This window comes from Adhaeribacter sp. (assembly GCF_057359045.1).
Map to the genome: position 1 here is coordinate 1 of NZ_JBMQUD010000130.1, position 26913 is coordinate 26913.

General features: G+C 44.2%; 19 protein-coding genes. 9 read left to right on the forward strand and 10 right to left on the reverse strand.

Translation table 11 applies throughout. The features are described from left to right. The coding region (rodA, locus tag ACO1R6_RS20660) for a rod shape-determining protein RodA (RefSeq protein WP_486267007.1) at positions 1 to 777 on the forward strand (777 nt) is incomplete at its 5' end. A gap of 93 nt (positions 778 to 870) precedes the next feature. Here rodA and ACO1R6_RS20665 read toward each other — a convergent pair. Then, positions 871 to 1965: a hypothetical protein gene (locus ACO1R6_RS20665; protein WP_486267008.1), complete on the reverse strand. Its 1095-nt coding sequence runs from the start codon at positions 1963 to 1965 to the stop codon at positions 871 to 873. Between the two features lie 33 nt (positions 1966 to 1998). Here ACO1R6_RS20665 and ACO1R6_RS20670 point away from each other — a divergent pair, with 33 nt between their 5' ends. After that, positions 1999 to 2319, forward strand: coding sequence for a 2Fe-2S iron-sulfur cluster-binding protein (locus ACO1R6_RS20670; RefSeq protein WP_486267009.1), 321 nt, complete (start codon positions 1999 to 2001; stop codon positions 2317 to 2319). Positions 2320 to 2541: 222 nt separating this feature from the next. Further along, positions 2542 to 3132: a thymidine kinase gene (locus ACO1R6_RS20675; RefSeq protein ID WP_486267010.1), complete on the forward strand. Its 591-nt coding sequence runs from the start codon at positions 2542 to 2544 to the stop codon at positions 3130 to 3132. A 131-nt stretch (positions 3133 to 3263) separates the two neighbouring features. Here ACO1R6_RS20675 and ACO1R6_RS20680 read toward each other — a convergent pair whose 3' ends face one another. The 5 genes from ACO1R6_RS20680 to ACO1R6_RS20700 form a co-directional block, all read right to left on the reverse strand. Beyond that, entirely contained in the window at positions 3264 to 4844 is a 1581-nt protein-coding gene (locus tag ACO1R6_RS20680; RefSeq protein ID WP_486267011.1) for a T9SS type A sorting domain-containing protein, read from the reverse strand. A gap of 508 nt (positions 4845 to 5352) precedes the next feature. After that, positions 5353 to 6597 (reverse strand): hypothetical protein, encoded by a 1245-nt coding sequence (locus ACO1R6_RS20685; RefSeq protein ID WP_486267012.1) that lies wholly within the window; start codon positions 6595 to 6597, stop codon positions 5353 to 5355. 2 nt (positions 6598 to 6599) lie between these two features. After that, positions 6600 to 9086 carry a DUF2339 domain-containing protein gene (locus ACO1R6_RS20690; protein WP_486267013.1) on the reverse strand — a complete coding sequence of 829 codons (2487 nt, stop codon included), beginning with the start codon at positions 9084 to 9086 and terminating at the stop codon, positions 6600 to 6602. Positions 9087 to 9620: 534 nt separating this feature from the next. Further along, positions 9621 to 10361: a carboxypeptidase-like regulatory domain-containing protein gene (locus ACO1R6_RS20695; protein WP_486267014.1), complete on the reverse strand. Its 741-nt coding sequence runs from the start codon at positions 10359 to 10361 to the stop codon at positions 9621 to 9623. Positions 10362 to 10418: 57 nt separating this feature from the next. Next, on the reverse strand, positions 10419 to 12308 hold the full coding sequence (locus ACO1R6_RS20700; protein WP_486267015.1) for a vWA domain-containing protein: 1890 nt from the start codon (positions 12306 to 12308) through the stop codon (positions 10419 to 10421). A 108-nt stretch (positions 12309 to 12416) separates the two neighbouring features. Between ACO1R6_RS20700 and ACO1R6_RS20705 the strand changes: the two genes are divergently transcribed. The 6 genes from ACO1R6_RS20705 to ACO1R6_RS20730 all read left to right on the forward strand — a co-directional run bounded on the left by ACO1R6_RS20705 (position 12417) and on the right by ACO1R6_RS20730 (position 18835). Beyond that, entirely contained in the window at positions 12417 to 13013 is a 597-nt protein-coding gene (locus ACO1R6_RS20705) for an RNA polymerase sigma factor (protein WP_486267016.1), read from the forward strand. Continuing rightward, positions 13000 to 14397, forward strand: a complete 1398-nt coding sequence (locus ACO1R6_RS20710; protein ID WP_486267017.1) for a TonB family protein — start codon at positions 13000 to 13002, stop codon at positions 14395 to 14397. The genes ACO1R6_RS20705 and ACO1R6_RS20710 overlap by 14 nt, the downstream gene beginning before the upstream one ends. A gap of 620 nt (positions 14398 to 15017) precedes the next feature. After that, on the forward strand, positions 15018 to 16088 hold the full coding sequence (locus tag ACO1R6_RS20715; protein ID WP_486267018.1) for a sensor histidine kinase: 1071 nt from the start codon (positions 15018 to 15020) through the stop codon (positions 16086 to 16088). A gap of 182 nt (positions 16089 to 16270) precedes the next feature. Further along, positions 16271 to 17032: a LytR/AlgR family response regulator transcription factor gene (locus ACO1R6_RS20720; protein ID WP_486267019.1), complete on the forward strand. Its 762-nt coding sequence runs from the start codon at positions 16271 to 16273 to the stop codon at positions 17030 to 17032. A gap of 358 nt (positions 17033 to 17390) precedes the next feature. Then, entirely contained in the window at positions 17391 to 18350 is a 960-nt protein-coding gene (locus ACO1R6_RS20725; RefSeq protein ID WP_486267020.1) for a M48 family metalloprotease, read from the forward strand. 140 nt (positions 18351 to 18490) lie between these two features. Beyond that, positions 18491 to 18835: a DUF6970 domain-containing protein gene (locus ACO1R6_RS20730; RefSeq protein WP_486267021.1), complete on the forward strand. Its 345-nt coding sequence runs from the start codon at positions 18491 to 18493 to the stop codon at positions 18833 to 18835. Between the two features lie 306 nt (positions 18836 to 19141). On the opposite strand, the gene ACO1R6_RS20735 is transcribed toward ACO1R6_RS20730, so the two are convergent. The 4 genes from ACO1R6_RS20735 to ACO1R6_RS20750 all read right to left on the reverse strand — a co-directional run bounded on the left by ACO1R6_RS20735 (position 19142) and on the right by ACO1R6_RS20750 (position 26850). Beyond that, positions 19142 to 21634, reverse strand: coding sequence for a TonB-dependent receptor (locus tag ACO1R6_RS20735; RefSeq protein WP_486267022.1), 2493 nt, complete (start codon positions 21632 to 21634; stop codon positions 19142 to 19144). Positions 21635 to 22073: 439 nt separating this feature from the next. Further along, positions 22074 to 24803 carry an outer membrane beta-barrel protein gene (locus tag ACO1R6_RS20740; RefSeq protein WP_486267023.1) on the reverse strand — a complete coding sequence of 910 codons (2730 nt, stop codon included), beginning with the start codon at positions 24801 to 24803 and terminating at the stop codon, positions 22074 to 22076. Positions 24804 to 24909: 106 nt separating this feature from the next. Beyond that, a complete protein-coding gene (locus ACO1R6_RS20745; protein WP_486267024.1) occupies positions 24910 to 26172 on the reverse strand; it encodes a sensor histidine kinase in 1263 nt (420 codons plus the stop codon). Further along, a complete protein-coding gene (locus tag ACO1R6_RS20750; protein ID WP_486267025.1) occupies positions 26173 to 26850 on the reverse strand; it encodes a response regulator transcription factor in 678 nt (225 codons plus the stop codon). Between the last annotated feature and the right edge of the window lie 63 nt (positions 26851 to 26913).

The window sequence follows — 26913 nt, forward strand, 5'->3', positions numbered from 1 at the left end:
GGGTCGGCGTTGGTGTTTGCGGCTTTTTTGCTGGCTTTTTTCCGAGAAAGTATGTCGCCGCTGATTTTGATTGTTGGTACCATTGCCGTAGGTATTTTTATTATTACGTTGCTGGTACCCAAACTAATAATTGTAGGTACTATTACGGTCTTATTCTCTTTGGTTATTTGGTTAAATCAGCGGCTTTTGCGGCGTCTTACCACCATTGTGCCTATTTACCTGGCCATTGTAGCAATGATTTTTAGCGTCGATTTTTTTGTGAATAATATTCTGCAGGCCCACCAGCAAAACCGCATTAAAGCTTTAATTAATCCGGAGGCCGATCCGTTGGGTTTTGGGTGGAATGTAACGCAATCTAAAATTGCGATTGGCTCGGGTGGTTTGTACGGCAAAGGTTTTCTGGACGGCACCCAAACCAAGTTCGATTTTGTACCGGAGCAAAGCACCGACTTTATCTTTTGTACCATTGGCGAAGAACACGGCTGGATTGGGAGTTTACTTTTAATCGGGTTGTTTATGGCTTTGCTGTCGCGGATAATATTTATTTCGGAACGCCAGAAAACCGTTTTTGGTCGTTCGTACGGTTATTGTGTGGCATCTATTATCTTCTTCCACTTTCTGGTAAATATTGGCATGACCATTGGCTTGGCACCGGTAGTAGGTATTCCGTTGCCTTTCTTTAGCTACGGCGGTTCGTCGCTGTGGTCGTTTACCATTTTGCTATTTATACTGCTGGCCCTCGATACCCACCGTAAACAGGATTTAACCCGATCGTAAAAAGTAATAAGTCGTAAGTAAAAAGTTTTAAGTTGTGATGAGCAACCCAAAAGCTTTTACTTACGACTTATAACGTAAAACTTACAACTTTTCTCAGGCAAACTTGCGTTCTATTAACCGCAATAATTTGTTTACGTGGTCTTCTTTTTTGCTCCAATCGTAGCGGGGAGCCAAATCCTGGAGTACGAAATTTTTAGCGGTTTCAGCATCTTTAAACTCATCCAAAGTTTTAATGGCATTGTAATACTGTAGGTTTTCGCCGTTAAATAATTCGTTAATAAACCCAAACCGCTGATTAATAGAAATAGAATCTTTTAAGGACTCAATCTTGGTTGCCATTTGGTTATGGGCCAGTATAGGAGCTGGTTTAGCCAGGCGTTCGTTTAAAGTTGGTTTATTGTCGGTCCGGAACTTTTCGTTTAACCGGTTTTCCGGAGTTACAGCCGGGGCAATGGGCTCGGAAACACTGGTTGGCTGGCTTATTGGACTGGGAGTGGGCGCTACCGGGGCTGCAGGCTTGTAAGTTGGCGGTGCTGGTACCGGTGCGGGCGCTGTAGCTGTAGCCGGGCGGTTTAATAGGTCCTCGGCCTGTAAAGGCAATAAATTATTAAACTCAGCTATTACCTCGGTTACCGGAACTAACTGTTGCTTATGTGCCGCCAGGTAAGACCTGAATTCGTGTAAAATCGTGTGATAATTTAAATTGCCGGAACCCAGATTATCCAGAAAATCCTTTATCAAATCTTTGTTCAGGCTAATATATTTAAGGTTACTTTGCAACTTGGCCGCCGTAATAGCATCGGGCAAGGGCAAAAACTTTTCCTCGAAAGCCGTTACCGGGTCTAACACCCACTTAAAAGTATCGGCAATGGCTTTAGCCAGCAAAGGCTCAAAATGCGGACGCTTAATTAATATTTTCCGCGACAACACATTCATAAATTGCACCAGTGCCTCTTTTACCTCGTCATTTTCAAAATCAAAGTAAGGGCTTTTAAGATTGGCCATTTCCTGGTTCCAGCGCAGCAAAAGCTCTTTTATGATAAAAAGGTTTACTTGCTTAACCGGCGTAAAACCAATGATTTGCTGGCCATTAACGCTGGGAGAACCGGCAAAACAGCGGTCGCACAAAAGTTTAGCGAGAGAGGTACTGTACCGCTCCAGGTTTAATTGATTATATTTGTGTTCCATTACCTATATATCTCTTCGTAAAGGTAGTAAAATATGTTTAAACTAATACTGCAAAACCTATTTCAGAAAGAGGTTTTAGTAGAACCCGGCCAAAAAATATTAGCTGCCATAGGCGCAGCCGGTATAGATTGGATGCACGCCTGTGGCGGTAAAGGCCGTTGCACCACCTGTCGGATTATAGTTTTAGCCGGAATACAGGAATTTGGCGATTTAACCGCTCCGGAACAGCGCTACCGGGCACAAGGACGATTGCGGGAAAACGAAAGGCTTACCTGCCAGTGTACCTTAGCCGGGCCCGCCATTGGCCAAGTACCGGAAGAAACTAAGTTTCCGCATCAGGTTTATTCTGGGTAAAAATTGTATATTTTCAAGTTTATGGTTTAGGCTGATTAGTGGCAGAGCCTTAGAGTTAATTTGGGATAAATACAGCTAAGCGAGATAGATAAATATTTAATAGAATGGAAGCTTTTAAATTTAAGAAAAGCCCATTCCAAAAAGTTGGTTTGCCACGGAGCAGGAATATAAAAGAGGCGTAAACCGGCCGCAAATAAAGTTTAAGAATAAAAAGATAACAGCGTGTTTATTGAACCACGGGTAGGAAATAAAAATTATGCATCGGGTCGCGGCTGGATAGAAGTAATCTGCGGTTCTATGTTTTCGGGCAAAACCGAGGAGTTAATCCGGCGGTTAAACCGGGCTAAACTGGCCAAACAACGGGTAGAAATTTTTAAACCCGCGGTAGACACCCGTTACCACGACCAAGATGTGGTGTCGCACAATGCCAATGCTATCCGGTCTACACCCATTCAGTTTGCCAGCGACATGTTGCTGCTGGCCAGCGGCTGCGATGTGGTTGGTATAGACGAAGCCCAGTTTTTCGACGATGGCTTGGTAGATGTTTGCATGACTTTAGCCAATACCGGCGCCCGCGTTATTGTGGCCGGCCTCGACCTCGATTACCAGGCTAAACCGTTCGGGCCCATGCCGGCCCTTATGGCCGTAGCCGAATACGTAACCAAAGTACACGCCGTGTGCATGAACTGCGGCGATATTGCTTCTTACTCTTTCCGGAAAGCGGCTTCGGCGCAAAAAATATTGCTCGGCGAAACCGACACGTACGAAGCCCGCTGCCGCCATTGCTTTCTGGAGGGAATGAAAGAAAAGTAAAGTGTTTGGGTAAAGCCTAGTAAGTCGGAGACTTTGCTTTTTATGAAAAGTTTGCCGTCCTTTTGCGGAAGATTACAAACAACAGGGGAAACTTGCGTCAAAAGGGGGCAACAGCTTTAGAATGCACTTCTTTACTTTATTTTTATTACTTTCTTTATGATTTGTTTTGTTGTATTTGCTATTTGTAGCAAATACAAGCCCGCAGCCAACTTGCTCATGTCTATTTCTCCCGTGCCTTCTTCAATTGGCAGAGAAGCTACTTTCTGACCAATACTGTTTACAATACTGATTGTTTTTACTTGAAAGCAAACTGAATTAACGTTAATTTTAAAGATGTTCTTCGTTGGGTTTGGGAAAATAGTAATTGCGCTATCTGGGCTACATACTATTCCATCATCATCTCTAGGCTCCAAACCATTAAAGTAACTCTGCATAAAGTTTGGTAATCCTCCGTTTGATTGCTCAGCAATAAAATCAAAAGGTTTATATTGTATATCGCTGGCAAAGCCCAAAGCATTTGGCTTATTAATCACGAACATATTATAGTTGTGATTAGTATTAGGTTTTCCAGATTGTTCGTAGCCGTTATTACCATAAATCCGGCCATCTAAACCAATTTGCAATGCATAAAACCAGCTGCCGGCGTGTTCAGGGGTAATATTTATATTAGTATTCGGGTTCCCGTAAATAATGCTTTTTCCCGAAGCTATAATAGCATTGGTATCACCAGACTCTAAATCATACTGACTAATTAAATTTCTGCTTTTTTTATCAGGTGTTAAATTATAGTTATCAATATATAATTTAGTGTTGTCAGGAGAAAAAGATAACGCATAAGCATCAATAAAACTCCCTAAATCAATTTGGTTAGAGATATTACCCGTAGAAGCATCAAAATCAAACAGACTTACATGGCCTTTACCTGCAGAAGAACAAGCTAGTTTCTTACCATTGGGTGACGCTTTTAAAATTCCGGCTGATTCTTCATGTCCTGCAAACCGGCCATTATTAATTAAACCAACCGTATCCGGTAAGTTAAAAGGGGTTGGAGGGCCTATGGCTATACGTTTTGGTTCAGCCAATCCATTACTGGTAAGCAGGCGTACCTGAAAAACATTATTTGCCCATTCGTGCGTAATAATCCAAAAATCACGCCCATTTGTATGAGGAACAGCCGTCAGTTTTTCAATCAATCCATCAGCGACAAAAATATTTTTTCCTGACGGTATAATATCCCCATTATTGTTATCTAAATGCATATCAACAACGGAGTAATAAAGTCCGGTAATGGCCCCGGTTAAATTGCCCGGTAGACTTGCCAAAGGCATAGCTAAATCAAGGGTAAACAAGTAATACCAATTAGAATTGCCGGGGTCTGGAACAATTAATGCACCTTGAGACAGATAATTGTGGCCAATATTAACAAGGTGATGTTTACCCGGGATAATTCCGGTTCCATTGGGCATTATTCGGTGTTGTCGATTCCATACATTTTCTCCATTCATATAAAATAACAATTCACCCGTGGTTTTATCTGAAATTGTAGCGCAGGCAAATTCAGACTCCATTGGGCTGTTGTTAAGCATAACTGGGCTGGCATTACTAAAATTAAATCCGGCTTTTTTGCCAAAATACCAGTTAGTAGCTTCTCTCTGAGAAATGCCTTTCAGGGAAGTGCCAAAGAACAGTAGAAATAGCAAAACCCGTTTCATTACTTTTGATTTAATGTCTGTTCTTACAATTATTTCTATTTATGTATCACCAGTAAACTTAATAATAGCTTAGCACAGAACTTTGGCTAATTTAAAATAACGCTTCGGGTTTTATTACACCTGAATTAGGTATTCTGTAATAATAAAGTTCTTATAAGTTATTGTATTAGGTTCATTATCAATGTGGAAATAAATTATTCCATAGCCAAGTAATTCCTTATTTATATTTTCCAGTAGAATTTTAGGTCTGGATGTTTGGGGTTTCCGGAAGGATACTTAAAACATTATATGAAATTGGAGGAACTCGGTACCAGTGCATTATATGGCGCCAGTGCTATAGACTATGCTGGTGGTAAACGGGGGTAGTTGTTGCTTATTTGCAGGCAGTGTTAAGTTGGAGACTACCTGTTTTAATTTAAAGTTTGCAGTAATCCTGCGGAAGACTACAAACAGCTGGGATTTTTTTAATAAGAGAATTCCCTAATACAGCGGATTTGTTCTGATTACCTTAAACTTTTTCTTTGCCTGTTTCCTGCATCATGCGGTAAGTCATAAAGCTTAAAAAGCCAATAACCAGTACAATGGCTACCCAAATAATATTTTTATTTGTGAAAATGGTAGTCGGAGCCGGTTGGCTAGGTGTAGGCATGGCTTTAATATTTACCGGCGAAATAACCGGAAGTTCAGCGGGCAGGTTATCTTTAAAATACGTTAAATCATAGCTGGGCATCGGCATTTCTGCATTGCCAAACTGTAAGCGGTACGTTTGCTCTTTTTGCAGCGAAGCCACTATATACGTGTTCAGGAAGTATAAAGCCACCTGCTTTATTTGCAACGGCGGATTGTCCTGGTTGTGAATAACCAGGTAAAAATCATCAGACTTAAAATTACTTAGCAGCACCGTGTTTTCTTTATCTGACTGGAGCATAAAGCTGACTACCGGTTCGTACGTTTTCTCTGCTTTACGTCGGCGTTTCTTTTTTCTGTATTGCGCGCTGTACAGCGTAGCTTGCCGGTGGTAATACGTGGGGCCGGTTATTGTAAAAGTTAACTTGTCGGCGTGTACCGGTTTTTTCTCCGGAAAGTAAATAAAGGTTTGTTTCAGGGTGCTGCTATCGGTTTGGGTAAAATTGATCTGGGGCAGGGCCGTGTACTTGCCGTTTTCGGCAAAGGTATCGTAATAACCTACTGATAAAATATTCAGGGGTGCACTTGTGGAGTCGTTAATAACAAGTTGGTAATATTCGTAATCGCTTAACGGAAAATTTAACAGGTTAATTTCGGCGGTAGCGGCTTTGCTGTTAAGGGTGTGCAAATCGTAATTATTTTCGATGCCGTACCAGTTTTGCGCATCGTTGCTGCCACTGAGGTGGGCTTTTTTCCGGACGTTGGTGTTTTTTATAAGTAAACGGATATTATCTATTTTACTCCGGATTGGGTTACGCAATATTAACGTGGTATTACCGCCCGGAATCAGGGTTTTCTGCACAATTTCGTACTCCCGGAATAACTTACGGATTTGCACGGGTTGCTCGCGTTGGAGCAGGTAAGGCATCTCTTGCTTTTGCGCATTAAAAAGCCGGATATCAGAAAAGTCTGGTTTTAGCTGAGCTGCTACGGGTGGCGTAATGGCAATTTTGTAAAAGTTTTCTTGCGTAACCGGGGGCAAAGGGGCCTCGTACCGGAAATTTTGCCCGGTGGCCCCAGGAATCCTACCCAGAAAAATCAGCAGAAAAAAAATATATTTACCCATTTTTATTCTTTTTCGGGAGTAACCGACGGCGCTGCTTCATCGGCCAGAATTATTCTTTTTATATTCTGGTACATAAAAGAAATAACCAGGAGCAGCACACCCAACGAGATAAAAGCCGCTATTTTGCCGCCTTCCGAAATTCCCCGGATGTCGTAAATAAATAATTTGAGCAAGGTTAAGGCAAACAACGAGAGCGAAATTATGCGTAAAGTTTTGTTTTTCTTTTGTAAGCCCAGGTACATGAGCGCAAACGCACAAATGCCCCATAAAATAGGAAAGCCAATTTTATTTGTTTGCCGCACCAAACGCTCAAAAACCGCAATGGCCGCCGTTTGTCCGGGGGCAGTGGCCGTTAATTTAAAGTAAAGTACATGGTACAGTAGTTCGGCGCTAGCGGTATACACCATGGCAAACGAAAGCAGCCAGAGCAGCAAGCCGGGAGCTTTGGGTAGAAAACTAGCCAGCACCTGCCGGTGGCGGTAAATCAGGAATAGCAAAAGTGTTACCAAAATGGTGCTTAGGTAGTGTACGTAAAAACCTACAAAGCCCGGTGTGCTGTACAGCAAGTGGGCCTTAAGCAAGTTGGTTACCGCCCCACTGTAATAAGTAAGGTAAGCCGCAATGCCCAGGAAGCCGATAAATAAAATTAAACCCAGGTGCACCGGCTGCCGTTGGTACCGCGCCAGCAAAAACAAACCCACTATAAAGGCTAGATTATAAGTGCCCGTAATAATGATGCGGCTGTCTGGCGAGGGTACATAAATATTTAATTGGTAATTTAATTCTAAAAGCAACGCCAGGTACAGCACCCCGGTTAATACCAAGGTTAAAGTACGCCTGTAGCCCGGAATCTGAATTTGGAATTTCCGGATTTGGATGGGTTCGGTTTGGGCTTGCAGCAGGCGCAAAGTGGCTACCAGGCTCATAATTGCCAAAAGGCTGGTAATAAAACCTTTGTTCAGGAGTATCGCTAATTTAGGGGCTTGGGGCTGGTAATTCAGGTAAACGGCTATCCAGTCCCAGCCCAGACTTACCAGCATGAGGGCCATAACCACCACCGACCCAAAGGCGACCAACCGTAAACCGGTTTTCTGGCTAAGCCACAGGAGCAACACCGCCTCCAAAGCCCAGAACATGGTAATGTAATTTCCTTCGAGTTGAATGGGTACGGCCAGGCTGATAAACGTAATAACTAAACCAATAAGCAGGTAAATCAAGTTCCGGTCGGCTTTTTGGCTGCGGAACAAGGCAAAGGCAAACCCAAAGTTAAATACCGCAATGGCCACCGTAAACAAGCCGCGGTACAAACCTCCCTGCAGTTGGGCCAGTACCAGCATACCGGCGGTATAATAAAAAAACGTGTTACTGAGTAAGATGGTAATATCCGGGGCCGAAAAGCGGGCTTTTTCTTTTAAATTATTAACAATATTCATCAGGAAAAAGACCAGGTAAAACAAGGAGGCAAAAACCAAAGCGCCCAGGTAAGGGGCCTCTTTTACGCCCAGCACCCTGGTAGATAGCCAGCCGCCGTACAGCACCACCGTAAATAAGTAGGCCACCCAGTTTATAATGCGCCAGCCTTTGAGGTAAGCCAGTACCAGCATGCCTACGTTTAAAATCAGCACGTAAATAAACAAAACCAGGTAATTGCCGGCCCCGGTACTCAGCATAAACGGCGTAGCAAAGCCACCCACCAACGAAATTACTGCCAGTTCTACCCGGTTATACGACACCGACAACAAGATAGAAAAGCCAGTAATAACCACCATAATTAAAAAAGCGGCGGTTTGGCTAAACAAGCTGTACTCATGAAAAGCAATGGCAATGGTAAAATAAAGCACGGCCAGGCCGCCGCCCACCAGCACCGAGCTAAATGCCGGTAGATGCCGTAACCGGTGTGCCAACCCAATTAACAAGCCTCCGGCCAGAATACCGATAAACACCCGGCCAATCTCGTTAATCCAATCTTTATCAATGGCAAATTTTACAAAGTAGCCAATGCCCAGCACCAGAATCGCAATCCCGATTTTGTTAATCAGGTTTTCGCCAATAAATTTTTCAAGGTCGGGGTTTTGTTGCAGAAACCGTTGGAAGAAGCTTAGTTGGGGTTCGGCGGGAACAAGTGGCGGAAGCACCGGTTGAGTGGCGGGCGCTATTGGTTCAGCTATATAGGCAGTTTCTTTTTCTGTTACTTTGGCTTGCGTAGCCCAATCGGCTAAGATCTTTTCTTCGGTAAAAACCGGTTTGGCTGGTTGCGGCCGGGGCGCAGCCAACGGCGATGAAGATGCGGGGCGTGCCTCCGGCGTGGGCTGGGTGGTTTTAGCGGGCGGTGTCTCTTGCTTTTGCAGGGCCACCAACGCGGCCCGGATGCTTTCGAGTTCCTGGTTTAACTGGTTAAAGCGGACGTGCATCTCCTGGGTTCTGTCGCGCAGTTTATTCAGGATTAAAAGCAACGACAGCAGTAGCAAGATAAGTATTAGGTATTCCATGCAGAGCCAATTAAGCAGTTAAGCTAATTAAATTTCCGGAAATATTCAGTTTATGCCCTTATTCTGAACAATCGGCGCGAAACAAATTTCCATTTAAAACTTAAACTTACTCTTAAACAAAAGCAAAGGCTACCCAGAAGCAAATTAATCAGATTTTTAAAAGCATAAATATTTAGGTGTATATGGTTGATGTTTAATATTTTACAAATATTGCATATTACTTTAAATAAGATCCTGTTTAGAATTTTAAGGATAAGGTAAACAGCGGCCGTTGCTGATTTTTTTAATCACTTCAGAGCTGGCGCAAGTTTAGCGAAGCGTAACTTGTGCCTATTGATAATGACCAGTTTTCAACTGGCCGGCTGTCCAAAACTTCCTTTTATAAGCTCTCCCAGTTATAAACTAGCGCAAGCAGCCTTTAATTCTTCTAAAATATTCCTTAGCCTGACAGCTATGGTGTTTTCACCAGACAGGCATATTTATGCTTTTATCTCATTTTTAGGTTTCATTCTAAATAGGGTTAGTTAATAAGAATTACCGCTGCCACAAGCCTTTTACCCGCCACCAAATATTTTGGGGTTTATACCAGCCGCTTTTAACCTGGCCAACATAAACTACTTCGCCGAGCATGGCGGCATCTAAGGTTAAATTTATAGCCGCTACGTCTATGGCCGATGTATTTTTAAAATCTATTATTTTTTCTATGGTTGTATAGCCAATAAAACTAAAAACCAAAGTTACCTTACCTACGGGCTGGTCAATTTGTAACGTAAAGCGGCCATTGGGTTGCGAAATAGTGCCCAGGTTAGTGCCTTTTATTATTATTGATACGCCCGGCAACGGCTGGTTGTCCTTGCCATCGGTTATTTTTCCGGTAACGGTATACCTATTTTCTGCCCCTTCTGATTGCGGCTGTTTGGCAATTGGCTCTTGTATTACAGTAATTACATTGGCTGGTGTAACCATTGCTGGCGATTTACTTAAACCTGCTACCGGTGCGATAAACGCCGTTAAGCCCAAAACTGACAAGAAGGTAAAAAATGGCTTCCGCTGTACGGGTAAGGTATATTCTTTTAACTGGTGTGCCCCAAACCGGCCGCAAACCTTACCCGGGTAATTTTGGAAGAAGTTTTTTATAGCGGTATCATCCATTTTGGTAAAGTCCAGAATGGTGGTTTGGCAAGCCGCGCAAAAACGCCCTTGTGCAGTAGCGGCCATTTGGTCCCAATCGGCGGCGCAGGGCTTCGGAATCTGTAAAGAAAATGTATTTTTCATGTTGCTAGAAGCAAAAAAGATGAATGTAAGGTATCTGCGCAATACTGCGTGGTGGGGCTAATCTTTGCGTCGGGGTTTGTTATTTTGCGCTGAGACCTGTAATATTTCGGCCGATTTTACCAGGTTAATAAATTCGATGCGGTAACCGTCTTCGTCGCGGCCGCGGGCCTGCTGGGCCAGTTCCAGTACGTTTTGATAGCTGGCCTGGGCTTTAAACTCCGAATCGCGGAGCAATAAACCCAATTGGGCCACAGCCGCCGCAAACCTAAAATCATCCGAAGTTTTAGTTAGGCTGGTTTGATTATCCAGAATAACTTTTTGCAGCAATTTACTTTGCTGATCGGCGGGTTCTTTGTAGCGTAACTTTAAAGTAAGTACTTCGCGGGAATTGGCAGCCGCATTCAGGTGGCTTTGCTGGTATTTTAGCTCGTCTACGGTAGGTTGATTTTTTCGGGAGGCGGCCGCTTTGGCCGGAATTATTTCGTAAAGAGCCGTAACCGTATGGCCGGAGCCCAGGTCGCCGGCATCTTTTTTATCGTTATTAAAATCTTCGTTTTTTAAAGCCCGGTTTTCGTAACCAACCAGCCGGTAGGCTTTTACCTGGGCCGGGTTAAATTCCAGTTGTAGTTTTACGTCTTTGGCAATGGTAAACAGGGTACCGCCAAATTCGTTTACAAACACTTTTTTGGCTTCCAGTATGGTATCAATGTAAGCGTAATTGCCGTTGCCTTTGTCGGCGAGCTGTTCCATGCGACCATCTTTTAAATTGCCTATGCCAAAGCCCAGTACCGTCAGAAAAATTCCGGTTTCGCGCTTTTCTTGGATTAACCTTTCCAGCTCGGCATTGCTCGATACTCCCACGTTAAAGTCGCCATCGGTGGCCAGTATAACCCGGTTATTGCCTTCTTTTTTAAAATTTTCCTGGGCAATATTGTAAGCCAGCAAAATACCGGCACCACCCGCCGTAGAGCCGCCGGCTTGCAAACCATCCAGGGCCTGTGTAATGCGCTCTTTTTCTGACCCGGCCGTTGGGGGTAACACCATACCGGCCGCACCGGCGTACACCACAATTGCCACCTGGTCCTGCGCCCGTAGTTGCGCTATTAATAACTTAAAACCGGCTTTTACCAAATCTAACCGGTCTGGCCCCATCATCGAGCCCGATACATCTATTAAAAATACCAGATTGGCCGGCGGCAAATTGTGAGTTGGAATATTTTTGCCCTGCAAACCAATCTGCAGGAGTTGGTGCGTCGGGTTCCAGGGGCACAGGGCCATTTCGGAGGTAATCGATACCGGATCAGAACCTGCTGGTTGCGGATAATCGTATTTAAAATAGTTGATCATTTCTTCTACCCGTACGGCATCTTGGGGTGGGGCCTGGCCATTGCGCAAAAAACGCCGCACATTGCTGTAAGAAGCGGCATCTACATCAATCGAAAAGGTAGAAAGCGGGTTTTTACGGGCTTCCAGAAAAATATTTTCCTGATTAGCGTTATAATCTTCGGCGTTATAAACGGCACCGAAATAATCCGGTGCCATCCGGGTGGGTGTCGTACGACTCAAGTTTACGCCGGCGGTATTTCCCGTAATAGCTATTTTTTTCTGGGTTCCATAGCCTATTACCACCACTTCATTTAAAGCTTTACTATCGGGTTGTAACTTAACATCGATAAACGTTCGGTCTTTAACCGTTATTTCCTGGGTGGTGTAGCCAATAAAACTAAAGACCAATATTTTTTTATCAGTTGATAAATCAATTGCGTATTGGCCATTATTATCAGTAGTAGAACCTAATGCAGTTCCTTTAACATGTATTTGTACGCCGGGCAGGCTTTTACCCGAAAATCCATCGGTAACAGAGCCAGTAATAATTCTTCCTTCGGCGGAATTTCTGAATCCCAGCACAGCTAATGAAAGGGCAAGGGTGAATATTATTTTTTGCATAGTGGTATATTTTTTTAACCCACGATGCAGCCTTTGTTGGAATTACATAAAAAGAAATAAATTTTTATTTAAAAGAAATTTTGTTTTTTAAGGCGATTTTCTGCCGGTATGTTCCTGAAACTGTTTTCCCGAAATAAACCCGAACCTGACGATGACCAGGTGCTGCTGCAGCAGTACCGGGAAACCGGCAATCTGGATTTTATTGGGGTTTTGTTCCAGCGCTACACAGAAATGGTGTACCTGGTTTGCTATAAATATTTGCAAGACGAAGAAGACAGCAAAGATGCCGCTATGCAGATTTTTGAAAACCTGACGGTAAGTTTGCAAAAACACGAAGTAAATAATTTTAAAAGCTGGCTGCACGTTACCGCTAAAAACCATTGTTTAATGCAGTTGCGGAGCCGTAAAGCCTACGAAAAGAAAAAAAATTGGGTAGATGCCGCCGAACTAAGTATGCAAAATAACTGGCCGCTGCATCTGGCTGAGGAAGACACTCCAGCCGGAGACTTAGCTTTACTGGAAAAAGGCTTGGCGCAAATTCCGGCAGAGCAACGCCAATGCGTAGATTTGTTTTACCTACAGCAAAAATGCTATAAAGAAATCTCGGAAATAACCGGTTACGACCTGAACAAAGTGCGCAGCTACATCCAGAACGGCCGGCGTAACCTTAAAATTTACCTGGAAAGGCACCATGCAGACCGATAGATTCTATACCGACTCAACCGATGGCCACGTGTCGCTGGAGCGGCTACGCCGGTACCAGGCCGGTGCTTTGCCGGCAACGGAACAGCACCGGGTAGAAAAGCACTTACTCGACTGCCAAATGTGTGCCGATGTTTTAGATGGCTTAGCCGCTTCGCCGGAACCGGTTACCCAACGCGCTGTACAGGATATAAACCGCCGGTTGGCCACGACCCTGGCTCATAAAAGAAAAGTAGTGCCGTTCTACGCGCAAACCAAAAACTGGGGTGTGGCGGCGGCCTTGGTCTTATTTATATTGGCCGGGGCGGCAGTAGTTTATTATAATTTGCAGAATATTACGCCGGTTAACCAAAAGCTGGGTAGTGCTCCTACCAACGCATTGCCCGGTACTAACCCGGTAATTAAACCAGCACCATCCTCTACTTTAGAAAAAAAGGAACTTGCGTTTAAACCAGACTCTTTAGCTAATAAATATGCCCAGCATACGCCCCAGCCAATAAGCGCTCCGGGGCCCCGCCTAAAGTTGCCAACCACAAATGCGGTAAAAACCCAAAAGGCGGTGCCGCTCATCGACTCAATTGAAATAGCTATTCCCGAACAAAAGATGGTTGTAACGCAGGCCCCCACCGCCATTATGCCCGATACAATAGCCCAAACAGCTACGGACTTGCCAAATAAATTAGCGGGGAGGGTAGCAGGGGTACAGGTAAATAAAGCTAAAGTTGCCGCAAGGGGAGAGTCTGTACTGGCCATACGTGGTAGCGCCAATATTGCCGCCCGGGTAGTTACGGGCAAGGTTAGCGACAACACCGGCGAAGCATTGCCGGGCGTTACCGTATCAATGCAAGGTACCTCAGTTGGGGCGGTTACAAACGAGCGGGGAGAATATTCTATTCATTTACCGGCAGGTAGTAATGAGGCAACTTTGGTTTTTAGTTTTATTGGCTATGCCACCACCGAAAAAAAGATTACCAACCTGGGCGCACCGCTGGCCTTAAATGTAGAGATGGCAGCTAATACCCACGCTTTATCGGAAGTGGTGGTAGTAGGTTACGGTACGCAGAACAAAAATGCGGTAACGGGCGCGATCGCTTACGCCAAACCCAAAAATGGTTTTAGAGCTTTCCGGAAGTATATTCAGCAAAATTTAAAATACCCCGAGGCGGCTAAAACAAAGAAAGTAAAAGGCCGGGTAGTGGTTGGTTTTACCGTTAACCCCAATGGCGAACGTACAAATTTTACTATTATTAAAAGCCTGGACCCAGCCTGCGATGCCGAGGCTTTGCGCCTGGTAAAAGAAGGACCGGCCTGGGAACCGACGCAGCAAGCCGGGCAAAAGATAAGCCAAACCGTCCGGGTATCTATCCGGTTTAAGCCAACGCCTTAAATTTCCGGCAATGTTAATCTGGTAATAAGGTTAAAAAAATCTTTAATCAGCCAGCAAGCATATTCATCTGCCATTAGGTTATTTGGGTTCTGACTTTTTAGGCTGGCCCACAACTGCTGTCCGGTTATTACCTTTTGCGCAACCGCTGTAGAAAATTTCAACCCCTTATTTCGGGCATTCAGGTAGTCGCATGCGGCATTCAGCCACTTTAGTTTTTATCTGTATTGGTTTTGTATTAATCTTGGTTAAAACAGAAAGACATAAAAAAGCATAAAGTAAAGTTTAAGTTCTTTCGGCGTTTTATTGTCCTTTTAAAAACCACTATATTTTGGTAAGGGCAACTTGGGTTAAGTATTAAATTGTTTGTTTGTTTGTTTAGTGTTTGTTCAGGAACGGGGTAAGTGCATAAGGGCTAAGTGTACTTCCCCGGCTCTTGTTCCGGCAACCAGCAGAATGATGAAGGGGGAGATAAGGTGAAACAATTTTAAATTTGCTTTAAAGTTTTGTTAAGCAAATAATTAACCTTCATTAAAATTAACCATAAACTTCTCTGGATAAACAAATATATTCCCCGAAAATCTGTATTTTTATTCTTAGTTAAAACCGATAGGAATTGTGTTATGGCCGTTAATTTAACCAGCAGAAGAACCAATATAATCATGCGCATGCTGGCTTTTAAGCTAGGCGCTGCCATGGTTCTGTCGCTGGTCTGGACTTTCCTGTTGGGCTATCTTTTTTACGGTAAGTTCTTTTTTCAGCTCGACCATTTCCTGTTCGATTTGGCAACGGGCTTTGTCATGTTTACGCTGTTTTACGAAGGCTACATCCGGATTATAACTTTCCTGGACCGGCACTTTCCCAAATGGCAGATGAATGCCGAAAAATACTTGATTGGCTTAGTTTTATTTAAAATTTACAGCGTACTGGTATTTGTGGTGGTGGGTTTTATTCCGGCCGAAATTTACCAGAAAGGCGATTTGGCTGGTCCGCTGAACGATGCCACCGCCATGCGCTTAAACTTTATTATTCTGGTATTGCTTTCGGCGCTTTATTATGGTATTCTCACCAGTTTCCATATTTTTAAGAATATTCACCAGGCCAGCCTGCAAGCCGAAAAAATGCAGAAAGAAATTGCCCAGGCTCAGTTCGATTCGCTTAAGAACCAGGTAAACCCGCATTTTTTATTTAACAGTTTAAACGTGCTTACCTCGCTTATTTCGCTGGATCCGGGCATGGCCGAAAAATTTACCGAACAATTATCTAAAGCTTACCGGTACGTGCTGGAGCACAAAGCCGATGACATGGTGCCGCTAAAAACTGAGCTCGATTTTATTTATTCTTATATTTTTCTGGTCGATATTCGGTTTAAAGATAAGCTAAAAGTAAATATTAACCTGCCGGCCGACCGCCTGAACTGGTTATTGCCGCCTCTTACCTTGCAACTGCTCATCGAGAATGCCATTAAACACAATGTGCTTTCTAAAAAATCGCCGTTGCAAATAGATATTGAGGTAAACGAAGACAACTACCTGTGTGTAACAAATAACCTGCAGGTGCGCGACGATACCATTGCGTCTACGGGGGTGGGTTTGCGTAATATTTCTAACCGCTACGGCTACATTACCGATAAACCCACCCAGTTTGGCGTGGAAGGGCGCAAGTACGTTACCAAAATTCCCTTGCTGCAATAATTTCCGGCATTAAGCTTGAGCGCAAACTAACATTAAGTGCTTATTTTAGGTAGCAAAATAACTCCCAGACCCGTAATTGGCTGGTCTGCCGCCCATGGGCAAACCCTTGGTTGGCCTAAATAAAGGCAAGGATATAAATTAAGTTAAACCCCCATTCTTAACGGCTGTTAATACCCTTTCTTATGAATATTATTATTATCGAAGATGAAGAGCTGGCCGCCATTCGGTTGGAAAGCATGATTATGAAGATTGATCCGGCCATAAAGGTACTGGCTAAGCTGGAATCGGTGGAGGAGTCGGTGGATTGGCTAAAAGATAATGAGGACCCGGATTTGATTTTCCTGGATATTCACCTGGAAGACGGCCTGAGTTTTAGCATTTTCGACCAGGTACAAGTTAACTCACCCATTATTTTTACCACCGCTTTCGACGAGTATGCCATTAAAGCTTTCCGGCTAAAAAGTGTAGATTATCTTTTAAAGCCGGTAACCCTGGAAGAGCTGGAACGCAGCCTGCAGAAGTACAACCAATGGGTAAAAACCGTGGAGCCCAATCCCGTAGATATGCAGGCTTTGTACCAGATAATCCGGCAACGCGAGCCGGAATACCGCAGCCGGTTTTCGATTGTAGCGGGCCAGAAAATTAAAACCATTTCTATTGATGAGGTTGCTTATTTTCATGCCGATGAAGGAATTGTGTGCCTGGTTACCGACAAAAAAGCAAAATACCCCTTAGATTTCAGCCTCGATCAGCTGACGGAGCAACTAGATCCCAAGCAATTTTTCCGGATTAACCGGCAGTTTATTGTAAAGCTATCCTCTATTGAAAATATTCATATTTACCCCAAAAGTAAATTACAGGTAGAGTTGCAACCGGCACCCAATAACGAAGTTTTTGTAAGCCTGGATAAAGTAACGCGCTTTAAAGATTGGCTTAATGCCTGATTGATCTTTTTAGTAGGCCGTACCGCAATCGGTTCTCTGCCCAATTAAATACCCATAATTAAACGTAGCTCCCAGCTGAATAAGGGGCTGCGTTTTTTGTTTTAAGCAAAGTTGGAAAAGCTAATTTTACCTGACATAAAGCCAAAAATTAATTTAAAGCATTATACTTTGTTTGAACTATTTACCGTTAAAATTTACATCGGTAAATCCTGCCTGATCGCATTATTTTACAAAAATTGGCAGCAAACTTGCTATATTAGGTTTAGTCCAAATTAACTTACGGTCTTTATAAATCCGGTAGTTTTGGCAAAGTGAAAATTAGAATTATACAGGAAAATATATTTGAAGGAAGATAGCTATGAAAACCGTCTTAAAAAAGAGTTTAGCTTGGTTAGTAGTTTTGGTATCGCTGGTGCAGGCGCCTGCCGTAACCGGAGCTTCCCTGGCTAAATATAAAACAACTGTTGCGCCCAGTGCAGTTGCCGGCGAGCCGGGTGCACGGGATATTATAAAAGAAATTATTGATGTAGTTGGCCTTAAACCCCGGTTTGAGGTGCGCGAAGCAGATATAGAAAATGCCGCGGCGGTTATTTACAATGGCCAGCGCTATATTTTGTATAACCGCCAATTTGTGGCCGCCGTTAACAATGCAGTTAAAACCGACTGGGCTGCGGTAAGTATACTGGCCCACGAAATAGGCCATCACCTGAACGGCCATACGTTATCCAGAAGCGGTAGCAACCCGCAAGATGAACTGGAAGCCGATGAGTTTTCGGGTTTTGTATTGCGCAAAATGGGCGCCAGCTTAGCCGATGCCCAAGCTGCCATTAATTTGTTATCCGACGAAACAGGTTCGCGTACGCATCCGGGCCGGAGTAACCGGTTGGCATCCATCAGCAAAGGCTGGAAAAGTGCCAATGAGCAGATTGTAGCCAGCGCCAAAAGCAATGGTTCTGTGGTGCGGCCTAATATTCGTCCGGAAGCCAACGAAACCGTAGTAGCGGCAGCGCCAACCCGTACCCAAACCCCGGTTCGGCAAACCTCGGCACAGCGGGTGGTTATTACCCCGCAGGATATTTTGCGCAAAGTAACTTTCCGGGCCGTGCCGGGCGAGCAGTTTTATCTGACTAAAAAACTAAACCTGATTCATGTGGATGATAATGGCCGGGTAGAAGTAGTAGGTAAAATGGCCTCTACCACCAGTCGTAACTACCCTTATGTGTTGCAAAGTTCTTACTTCGATACCCTTTTTGTAGGCAGCAACGGGGTGCTGGTAACCGAAGACGGCGCCAGGGTAGGCTACCTGAGCCAATCGTAATGGCTGCATCACGATTTATTAATATTTTAGAATGCCCAAAGCCCTGCCACATGCGGGGCTTTTTTTATGATAATGCAACTAAATGCGGTAAATAGGAATCTTACAGATAGACGATAAACTTGGCTGGTTAATAATTACTTATGAAAAAGGCAATCTTCTGTTTCGCTGTTTTGGCTGTTCTTTCTGGTTGTAAGGAAACCGATATTATGGCTGGCCTGCCGACTTGTATCGAAGAAAAAATAGCCGAATTTAAAACGTTGCCAAAAAAGAATCCACCGGCAGAAATATGGCAATACACTTACTACGGCAAAAAAGTGTATTATATTGCACCTTCCTGCTGCGATATACCTAGCCTGGTATTAGACCAGAATTGTAACGTACTTTGCAGCCCCGATGGGGGCATAACCGGGAGCGGTGACGGCAAATGCCGGAATTTCTTTGCGGAGGCAAAAAACAAAATCCTGGTTTGGGAAGACCCCAGATAATACCAAGTGATGCCGTTTGGTATTTTTTAGAATACCTCAGGCCAACCCCGGAATATTTATTATTTCCGGAGTAGTTTTTAAAGCTTTGGCTTACACTATTAAAGAGATGCTTGCGCACTTTATCCAATTCTCTCGCCAGCGTCTTGCTGGTGAAAATTCCCGCAGGCCTCTGGGCGCTATAAACAAATATTTCAAGGAAAGATAGTGGCTAAAGGCTGGAAAAAGTAGATACGAGTGAGGCGTGCCCGCACCATTTAGCATCCGAACGTTAATATCTTCAAGTGCATAACGGAAGTAATAATAATTTTAATTTAAATCGGGTACAGCGGTATCGTCAGAGCTGTTTTCCTGGTTGCGCCGGTCGCGTTGGCGGTTGTTCTGGCCGGTAGCATCGCCGAAACGGTACGAGAAGCCAATAAAGGCAATCCGGGATTGTCGTTTGCGGTAAGAATCAGACTTAAAATCTTCGCCGGCTTGGTTAATATTAAATTCCTGGGTATTGAATATATCGTTCAGCCGGAAACTCAGAGTACCTTTCTTTTTCAGTACATCTTTTTTTAGCGCCATTTCGGTAAAATATACCGCCGAGAAAGTACCCTGGGGCAGTAATATGGGCGAACGATAATTAGCGGCCACCTGCAGGTCAAAGCCTTTCCAGGAAACGGTAGAGTTCAGGCGGGCCGTCCAGCTAAAGTTCCGGTTGTTAATATTAGTGCCGGCGTTAGCACCGGTTAAAATATTCCGGAAGGCCGAGGCGGTGCCGTTTAGTTTCCAGATACCAAATAAAGTGCGGGTAGCCACCAATTCTAAACCGTAAGCCTGCCGCGAAGCCAGGTTAATATCGGTGTTAAAAGTAGTAATGCTGTCCAGAATTTGCCGGTACCGCTGAATAACGTTTTCGGTTTTGCGGTAAAACAAAGTAGTGTTTAAACTAAAACCTTGTTGCCCATAATGAATCTGGCTTAACTCAAAAGCATTGGAAAACTCAGGTTGCAGATTAGGATTACCGCCCCGGGGATTTAACGGGTCGGAATAATCAATAAACGGATTTAAATTCCACATGCCGGGCCGGTTTATGCGCCGGCTGTAGTTTATCTGCATCTGGTTGTCTTTATTAATCTCGTGGGTAATAAATACACTCGGGAAAAAATTTAGATAACTGGTATCGGGGGCGGTTACGTTCAGGGCTTTCTGAAAACCTTCGGTTTTGGTGTACTCCAGGCGGCTGCCCAATTGGTAACTGGTTTTGCCTATTTTATTTCCGTAGGTGGCATACAAAGCTTGTACGTTTTGGTCGAAAATAAAATTGTTAGAAATATTGGGGTTATTCAGCCAGGTTTGGGAAGCCAGGTTTAAATTTTCAAACCGGTAATCATCGTCGCGCTGGCTAATAATGCTTTTGTAACCGGCATCAAAACGCCCGTCTTCGCCAACGGGTTCGGTAAAATCTACCTGGGCAGTTAGTTGCGAGTTGGCTTCATCTGTGCGGCTACGGTCAAAAATGGGTGCTTTAGATTCGTCAGATACCACAAAGTTTTGGGTAAAATCCTGGTCTTCATTGCCCGCGGCAGTAGAATAAATAAGATCCGCGGTTAATTCCCGGCCTTTTTTGGCAAACGTATGGCGATAGCCCAGGGTATAGTCGATATTATCGCTTAAGTCGCGCTCCAGGTTTTCGCGGGTATAATGCTGATTTAAGTTCTGGCTGGTGTTGCCGCTGTAAAGCCGGTTAATGACCATTTCGGTTTCTCGCGATAAGCGGTTGCGGTATTGTACGGAGCCACTTAGGGTTTGCCGGGGTGTAAGTGCAAAATCGAGGCCCAGTTTTACATTATGGTTGTTAAAATTACGGGTTTCATCTTCGTCCTGGTCCAGGAAAGTAGTGCGGCCCTCGTAAAAGGTATAACGCTCCTGGTTACCAAAACCATTGCGGTTATCTTTCCGGAAATCATAACTGCCGTACACGTTAAATTTGCGGTAGCGGTAATTGCCGCTCACGGAGGCATTGTAGCGGTTGTTGGTGCCCACGTTTACCGAGGCCAAGCCGTTAAAACCCTGGTTCTTTTCTTTTTTGAGGATTATATTAATAATGCCACCTTCGCCTTCGGCATCGAACCGCGACGAAGGATTGGTAATAATTTCGACACTTTCGATAGAACTGGCTGGAATTTGTTCCAGGATCTGGGCCTGGTTATCGGCTACCATACCGGTCGGTCGGCCATCAATTAAAATACGCAGGTTACTGCTGCCCCGCATGCTAATGCCACCGTCGGCATCTACACTTACCGATGGTACATTTTTCATGACATCGGTGGCCGAGCCCGCAATGCTCGTCAGGTCTTTGGCTACATTTACTACTTTACGGTCGAGGCCATACGATACCGTGGGGCGTTCGCCTTCTATTTTAACTTCGCTTAAGCGGGCACTGCTGGTAGCAAACGTTATCGTGCCCAAATTTACTTCGGGCGCACTGGCGGTTATGGCAATGGCCGGTAAACGTTTAGAGGCATAACCCACCAGCGAAACTTTGGCAATAAACCGGCCCATGGGTACCTGGTCTATTATAAAATTACCTTGTTCGTTGGTCATGGCCCCACCGGAAATACGCGAGGTGTCGTTTACCGCTACCAGAATAATATTGGCGTAGCCCACCGGTTGTCGGCTATTCTGGTCAATTAATTTGCCCCTTACGCTACCACCACCGGCAGTGCCTTCGTTGGCCAGTTCCTGGGCTTGGGTAACCTGGGCCGATACTAGAAAAAGAAAGAGCAACACAAAAGGATATAATTTTGTAAGCATAATTAATGAGCACGTAACACCTAATTACAACGCAGGCGAGAGGGTATTGTTTAAAAATAGGCTGATACTGAAATAATTGCGCCAAAGTAAGCCCAATATAGGGGTAGTACCTACGCAGGTAAAACCCCAGAACCGCTTTTTATTTAAACCAAAAATATAATATTCTGCTAAAAACCAATAACCGGAGCAAGCAGGGGCTTAACCAGGGGCAGAAAAAAAGGCGAGACAAAAATATCATTTTGCCCCGCCTGGGAATTGATCAAACACTCCAACTACACAACAAACAAACGGCTATGGTTAAACCCTAAACCATAAAAAGTTTACGCGCACCGCCCGGCAATTCTCCTGCAACCCAATCAGTTCCACCAGATTAGGGTATGCTGAATATTTATTTACCCAAGCAGCGTTGTGCGTATTTATCAGAAAGCCTTATTACCGGCTATCTTTTTTCAAAATCTTTAATAGAACTACCTAAACCAAAATAGCGGATATTGTAAGTAAACGTGAGCATGAAATACCGCTGCAGCACGTTGGTTTGCACATCTTCTACATACGCATCGGCTACATTGCGCCAGATATTATTATTTTGTTTTAACAGGTCGTACACACTTAAACTAAATTCGCCGCGCTGGTTCTGGAATACTTTTTTGCCAACGCTCATGTTCCAGAGCAGGAAATTACGGCCCACTGCCGATAAGCCGGAGTAAGCCTGGTGGTTTAGTTCGGTGCGGTAAACAATGCCTTTCCAGATAATCCAGTTATAGCGCAAATGGGTGCTCTGGTTAAAGTAGTTGTTATTCAGGGCCGGGCGCAAGGTGTTTTTTACAATGTTGTAGCCCGAGTGGGTAGATACCGTAAAATCAATTTTTTCGCTGATGTTACTGCTCACCGAAACGCCTAACCGGAAATTGCTGGAATTGGCTACGTTTATTTCGTCGTTAATGAGCCCGGGGCGGCTGGTATGGCCAAAAGAACCGCGCAGGTTTACGTTAGAAGAAATAAGGTTTACCGGCTGGCCGTAACTAAAAAACGACCGCATATCCCAGTAGCCATCCAGGTTTACCGGCCGGATAAGTTGCGCCCCTTTGCCTACAGTAACCGCATCGTTTAGTTTAATGGGGTCGGTGGCAATAAGGGTGCTGTTGGTAATGTAGTTGCTAATGGTATTGGCCGTAACCGAGGCATAAAAAGAGCGGTTGGTTTCGGGGTTATGCGCCCGGTACTGCACACGGGCCGAATTCTGATAGTTCTGTTGCAACTCGGGGTTACCGGTTCTTATCTGCAACGGGTTAGAATAATCAATTACTTCTTGTAACTGACTGATGGCGGGTGCATTGGTAAAGGCGCGGTAATAAAATTGCAGATTGCGCGAATTATCTATTTTGTACTCGAGGCGGGCAAACGGCAATACACTCGTAAAAGACCGGTTTAAATTAGTATTACTTGGAAACTGTTGCTCATTTTCTAAACGGGCCTGTTGGTACGAGGCTTCTACCTGAAAGTTAAGTTTGGTGTTGTTATACCGGTAACCGGCTTCGGCTTCCTGGGTTAGGTACGCATTTTTAAAAGTATTGCTCAACGGAATATTCAGGGAATTATAATCGTCCTCGTTTAAGAGGTAATCGTAGGTGCGTTTGTCCGAATCGTTACGGCGGTTGCCTACTTCGTATTCCAGTTCTACCTGGCCGTGCTTGCCTACCGGTTCGGTATAAGATACTTCGCCTTCCCAGTTTAGGCCGGTGCGGTCTAGGTTGGTGTATTGGTTTAAAGTACCGGAGCTGTCGGTGGGGGTATAAAAATTATTTTTGGCCACCCGGTAATTATTTGCAACATCCAGGTGGTAACTGGTATTTAACCTAAACGTTACGCTGCGGCCCGGTTTTAAAAAGCGGTGGCTATATAAAATATTATTATTAAAATCAGAATTCAGGTGGTCGCCGTTGGCATTGTTTTCGGTTTGGTTTATCGGCCCGAAATCATTTTCGGTCCGGCCCAAAAAATAAGAATCGGAAGTCAGGTTCTGCGCAAAAATACTGGGCGTGTACAAAATGCGGTTGCGCTCGTTTATTTTATAATCCATGCGTAGCCAGAAGTTGTGGTTCGCATCGGTGTTGGTAGAGCGGCTGTTTTCGGTATAAAACTGACCCGAATCGTTGGGCAGCACAAAGTCGCGGTAGCGTTGCTGGGTGCGCATGGTATGGCGGTCGGTATAAAAATAGCTACCCGAAACTTCCATTTTCTTGCCCCAATTTTCGCTGTAGTTTAAACCAATGGCATTGGTATTAATCAGGCCGTTGGTGGGTTGGCTTTCGCCGGAACTATTGGCATCGGCCGAGAAATTTACCGTATTAATATTGTTGGTGAGGCCAGTGAGGGTGATGCGGCGATCGTCGCTGAAAAAGTTTACACTGGCCCCTACCAGGTAGCGGTCGTTGCTGCCGTAACCCGCCGAGGTTTTACCAAAGCGGCCAATTTTGCGGTTGGGCTTCGTAACAATATTAATGGTTTTAATTCTTTCGCCATCGTCAAAGCCACTTAGTTCGGCTTTATCGCTTTTTTTATCGAAAACCTGAATATTGGCAATAACGCTGGCCGGTAAGTTTTGCAACGCAGCGTTTACATCGGTACCAAAAAAGGGTTTGCCATCAATTAAAATTTGCTGTACTTTTTCGCCCTGGGCTTGTACCTGGCCATCTTGTATGGTTATGCCGGGCATTTTCTGCACCAAATCGTTGGCGCTGGCATCGGGTGCGGTTTTAAAAGCCTCGGCGTTAAACTGGGCGGTGTCGCCTTTTTGCTCGCCGGGTGGTATGCGGCCAATAATTTGTACTTCACCCAGGGCTTTGGCTTCTTCTTCTATAGCCAGGTTGCCCAGGTTAATAGATTTATCTTGTACCAGAATAGTTTTGCTTAAGGTTTTAAAACCCAGGTATTGTACATTTAAGGTATATTTGCCGGCCTTAATGGGCTCCAGCCTGAATTTGCCTTCTATGTCGGTGGTGGCACCGGTAATTACTTTAGCTTCTGGTTCTTGCGACAATACCACGGTAGCACCAATTAAATTGGTTTTATCGGTAGCATTTTGTACGGTACCATATACCGCAATATTTTGAGCGTAAGCGTTACAAAAAATAATAAACAGAAAAAATAAAAGTAAAAGCTTTTTCATAAGATTAGCTTTTTTGTATTAATTAAAGGTTTTATTTAGGTTTTTGACAATTTTTAAACCTAATACCGTTAAATTAATACCTAAATCTGTTGCAAATCTGAAGCAGCTAAAATTGGAGCTCGAAGTAATGCCGTTCGTTCTGGTAATTATATTGAATGGTCAGGCCATTCATGTCGCATATTTTTTTCACGATGGCCAGGCCCAAACCCAAAGATTGCGGCTTATCGGGGTTTTTTCGGAACCTGTCAAATAATTGGTTGGCTTCAAAAGAAATGGGGCTGCCGGTATTGGAAATAATTAGTTGGTGCGGTTTTAACTGCACGTTTATTTCGCCGTTGCGGTAGTTATGCGTAAGGGCATTTTTAAGCAGGTTACTAAGCAAAACATCTAATAAATAGTTATTTATAAGCAAAGAAGGCTTTTCGTCTAAATCAGCTTTAATTTTTACGCTTTTGAGCTCGGCCAGCTCTTTAAAATTAAATAAAATAGATTCGGTAAATTCCTTCAGGTTAATGGGGTCTTTGCTTTTAAACTCCTGGTTGTTAATGCGGCTAAAAAGCCCCAGTGTTTTGCTTAATTTAGATAACCGCGAGGTAGATTGGTAAATAGCGCTCAGGGCCTGGTACTCCTGCTCCGGAATATTGCCGGCTTTCAGTAGTATTTCCAGTTTAGCACGCATTACCGCCAGCGGCGTTTGCACTTCGTGCGAAATATTATCGGTAAATTCTTTTATGTTGCGGTAGTCGTGTTCTATGCGGTTAACCATTTGGGCTACCAGCAAATTAAGTTCTTTAAACTCTTCGGTGCTGGTAGGCAGTAAACCAATGGGCAGGTTTTTATTTACCGAATAATGCCGGATTTGCTCCAGCGTGTGCCGGAAAGGCAACCACAAAAACTGCGATACAATGTAATTGAGCAGCAGCAACACCACCAGCAAAACCAGGAATATATACACCGCCGATTGTACAATAAGCTTATGCAGCACCACGTACTCCTGAATGGGCATAAAAATAGAAATGCGGTAAACCTTGCTCCGGATTACTTTGTCGAAGGTGCGCACCCGAAAGGTTTCCATCTCGCCGGATATATCGTTAAAAAGTTCTATATCGCGGTCAAAAGCATTAATAATCGGGTCTTTTACCTTGGGTAGAACCTCAACTTTAATGTGATTGTAAGAGTTTATCAGTTTAAAATCCGGGTAAGGCTCCGACAACATGGTAAGCACCCGGTGTTCGCGGTACCGGAAATATTTCTGGGTCCGTTCCTGAATAAAGTTATCGGCAATGGCGTACAAAAAATAACCGCTGCCCGATATAACCAGGGCAATAATCAGCAGGTACAGCAGGGTTGTTTTGGTAATAAGCTTCATTTACTCCGACACGAATTTGTAGCCCATGCCATACACCGATTTAATATTATTACGACTGCCTTTGGTTAATACTTTTTTGCGCAGGTTTTTAATGTGGGTATAAATAAAATCAAAAGAATCGGCCATGTCTATGTTGTCGCCCCACAAGTGTTCGGCTATCGATTCTTTGTTTAAAATGCGGTTAGGGTTACTGATAAAGTACAGCAGCAGTTCGTATTCTTTGCGGGTAAGGGTGGCTTCCTCGTCTTTTACAAACACCTGGCTGGTGGTGGTATTTACCCGGATGTTATCCAGCACAATTTCGTCGCGGCCGTTAAAGCGTTTGCGCCGCATTAAAGATTGTACCCGGGCATTCAGTTCGGCCAAATGAAAGGGCTTGGTCAGGTAATCGTCGGCGCCCAGGTGCAAGCCTTCCAATTTATCATCGAGGGCGTTTTTAGCCGATACAATGACTACGCCGGCTTCGGAATGATTTTGTTTTAAGCGCTTGAGTAATTCCAGGCCGCTGCCGTCGGGCAGGGTAATATCCAGCACAATTATATCGTAATCGTACACAAATATTTTTTCGTCGGCCGATTTGTAGTCGACGGCCACTTCACAAATATACCCTTCCTGCCGCAGGTAGTTCATTACCGTTTCCGACAAGTCGGGGTTATCTTCCACCAATAATATTTTCATGCGCGTAAATTTAAATTACCAATATCGCTCCGGAATCTGAAGCAAAATTGAAGCACGGCCTGC

Excerpts from the sequence above, each read along its gene's own strand:
- ACO1R6_RS20665 (WP_486267008.1), bottom strand. The coding sequence starts at position 1,965 with ATGGAACACAAATATAATCAATTAAACCTGGAGCGGTACAGTACCTCT.
- ACO1R6_RS20670 (WP_486267009.1), top strand. The coding sequence starts at position 1,999 with ATGTTTAAACTAATACTGCAAAACCTATTTCAGAAAGAGGTTTTAGTA.
- ACO1R6_RS20680 (WP_486267011.1), bottom strand. The coding sequence starts at position 4,844 with ATGAAACGGGTTTTGCTATTTCTACTGTTCTTTGGCACTTCCCTGAAA.
- ACO1R6_RS20685 (WP_486267012.1), bottom strand. The coding sequence starts at position 6,597 with ATGGGTAAATATATTTTTTTTCTGCTGATTTTTCTGGGTAGGATTCCT.
- ACO1R6_RS20690 (WP_486267013.1), bottom strand. The coding sequence starts at position 9,086 with ATGGAATACCTAATACTTATCTTGCTACTGCTGTCGTTGCTTTTAATC.
- ACO1R6_RS20695 (WP_486267014.1), bottom strand. The coding sequence starts at position 10,361 with ATGAAAAATACATTTTCTTTACAGATTCCGAAGCCCTGCGCCGCCGAT.
- ACO1R6_RS20700 (WP_486267015.1), bottom strand. The coding sequence starts at position 12,308 with ATGCAAAAAATAATATTCACCCTTGCCCTTTCATTAGCTGTGCTGGGA.
- ACO1R6_RS20705 (WP_486267016.1), top strand. The coding sequence starts at position 12,417 with ATGTTCCTGAAACTGTTTTCCCGAAATAAACCCGAACCTGACGATGAC.
- ACO1R6_RS20710 (WP_486267017.1), top strand. The coding sequence starts at position 13,000 with ATGCAGACCGATAGATTCTATACCGACTCAACCGATGGCCACGTGTCG.
- ACO1R6_RS20715 (WP_486267018.1), top strand. The coding sequence starts at position 15,018 with ATGGCCGTTAATTTAACCAGCAGAAGAACCAATATAATCATGCGCATG.
- ACO1R6_RS20720 (WP_486267019.1), top strand. The coding sequence starts at position 16,271 with ATGAATATTATTATTATCGAAGATGAAGAGCTGGCCGCCATTCGGTTG.
- ACO1R6_RS20725 (WP_486267020.1), top strand. The coding sequence starts at position 17,391 with ATGAAAACCGTCTTAAAAAAGAGTTTAGCTTGGTTAGTAGTTTTGGTA.
- ACO1R6_RS20730 (WP_486267021.1), top strand. The coding sequence starts at position 18,491 with ATGAAAAAGGCAATCTTCTGTTTCGCTGTTTTGGCTGTTCTTTCTGGT.
- ACO1R6_RS20735 (WP_486267022.1), bottom strand. The coding sequence starts at position 21,634 with ATGCTTACAAAATTATATCCTTTTGTGTTGCTCTTTCTTTTTCTAGTA.
- ACO1R6_RS20740 (WP_486267023.1), bottom strand. The coding sequence starts at position 24,803 with ATGAAAAAGCTTTTACTTTTATTTTTTCTGTTTATTATTTTTTGTAAC.
- ACO1R6_RS20745 (WP_486267024.1), bottom strand. The coding sequence starts at position 26,172 with ATGAAGCTTATTACCAAAACAACCCTGCTGTACCTGCTGATTATTGCC.
- ACO1R6_RS20750 (WP_486267025.1), bottom strand. The coding sequence starts at position 26,850 with ATGAAAATATTATTGGTGGAAGATAACCCCGACTTGTCGGAAACGGTA.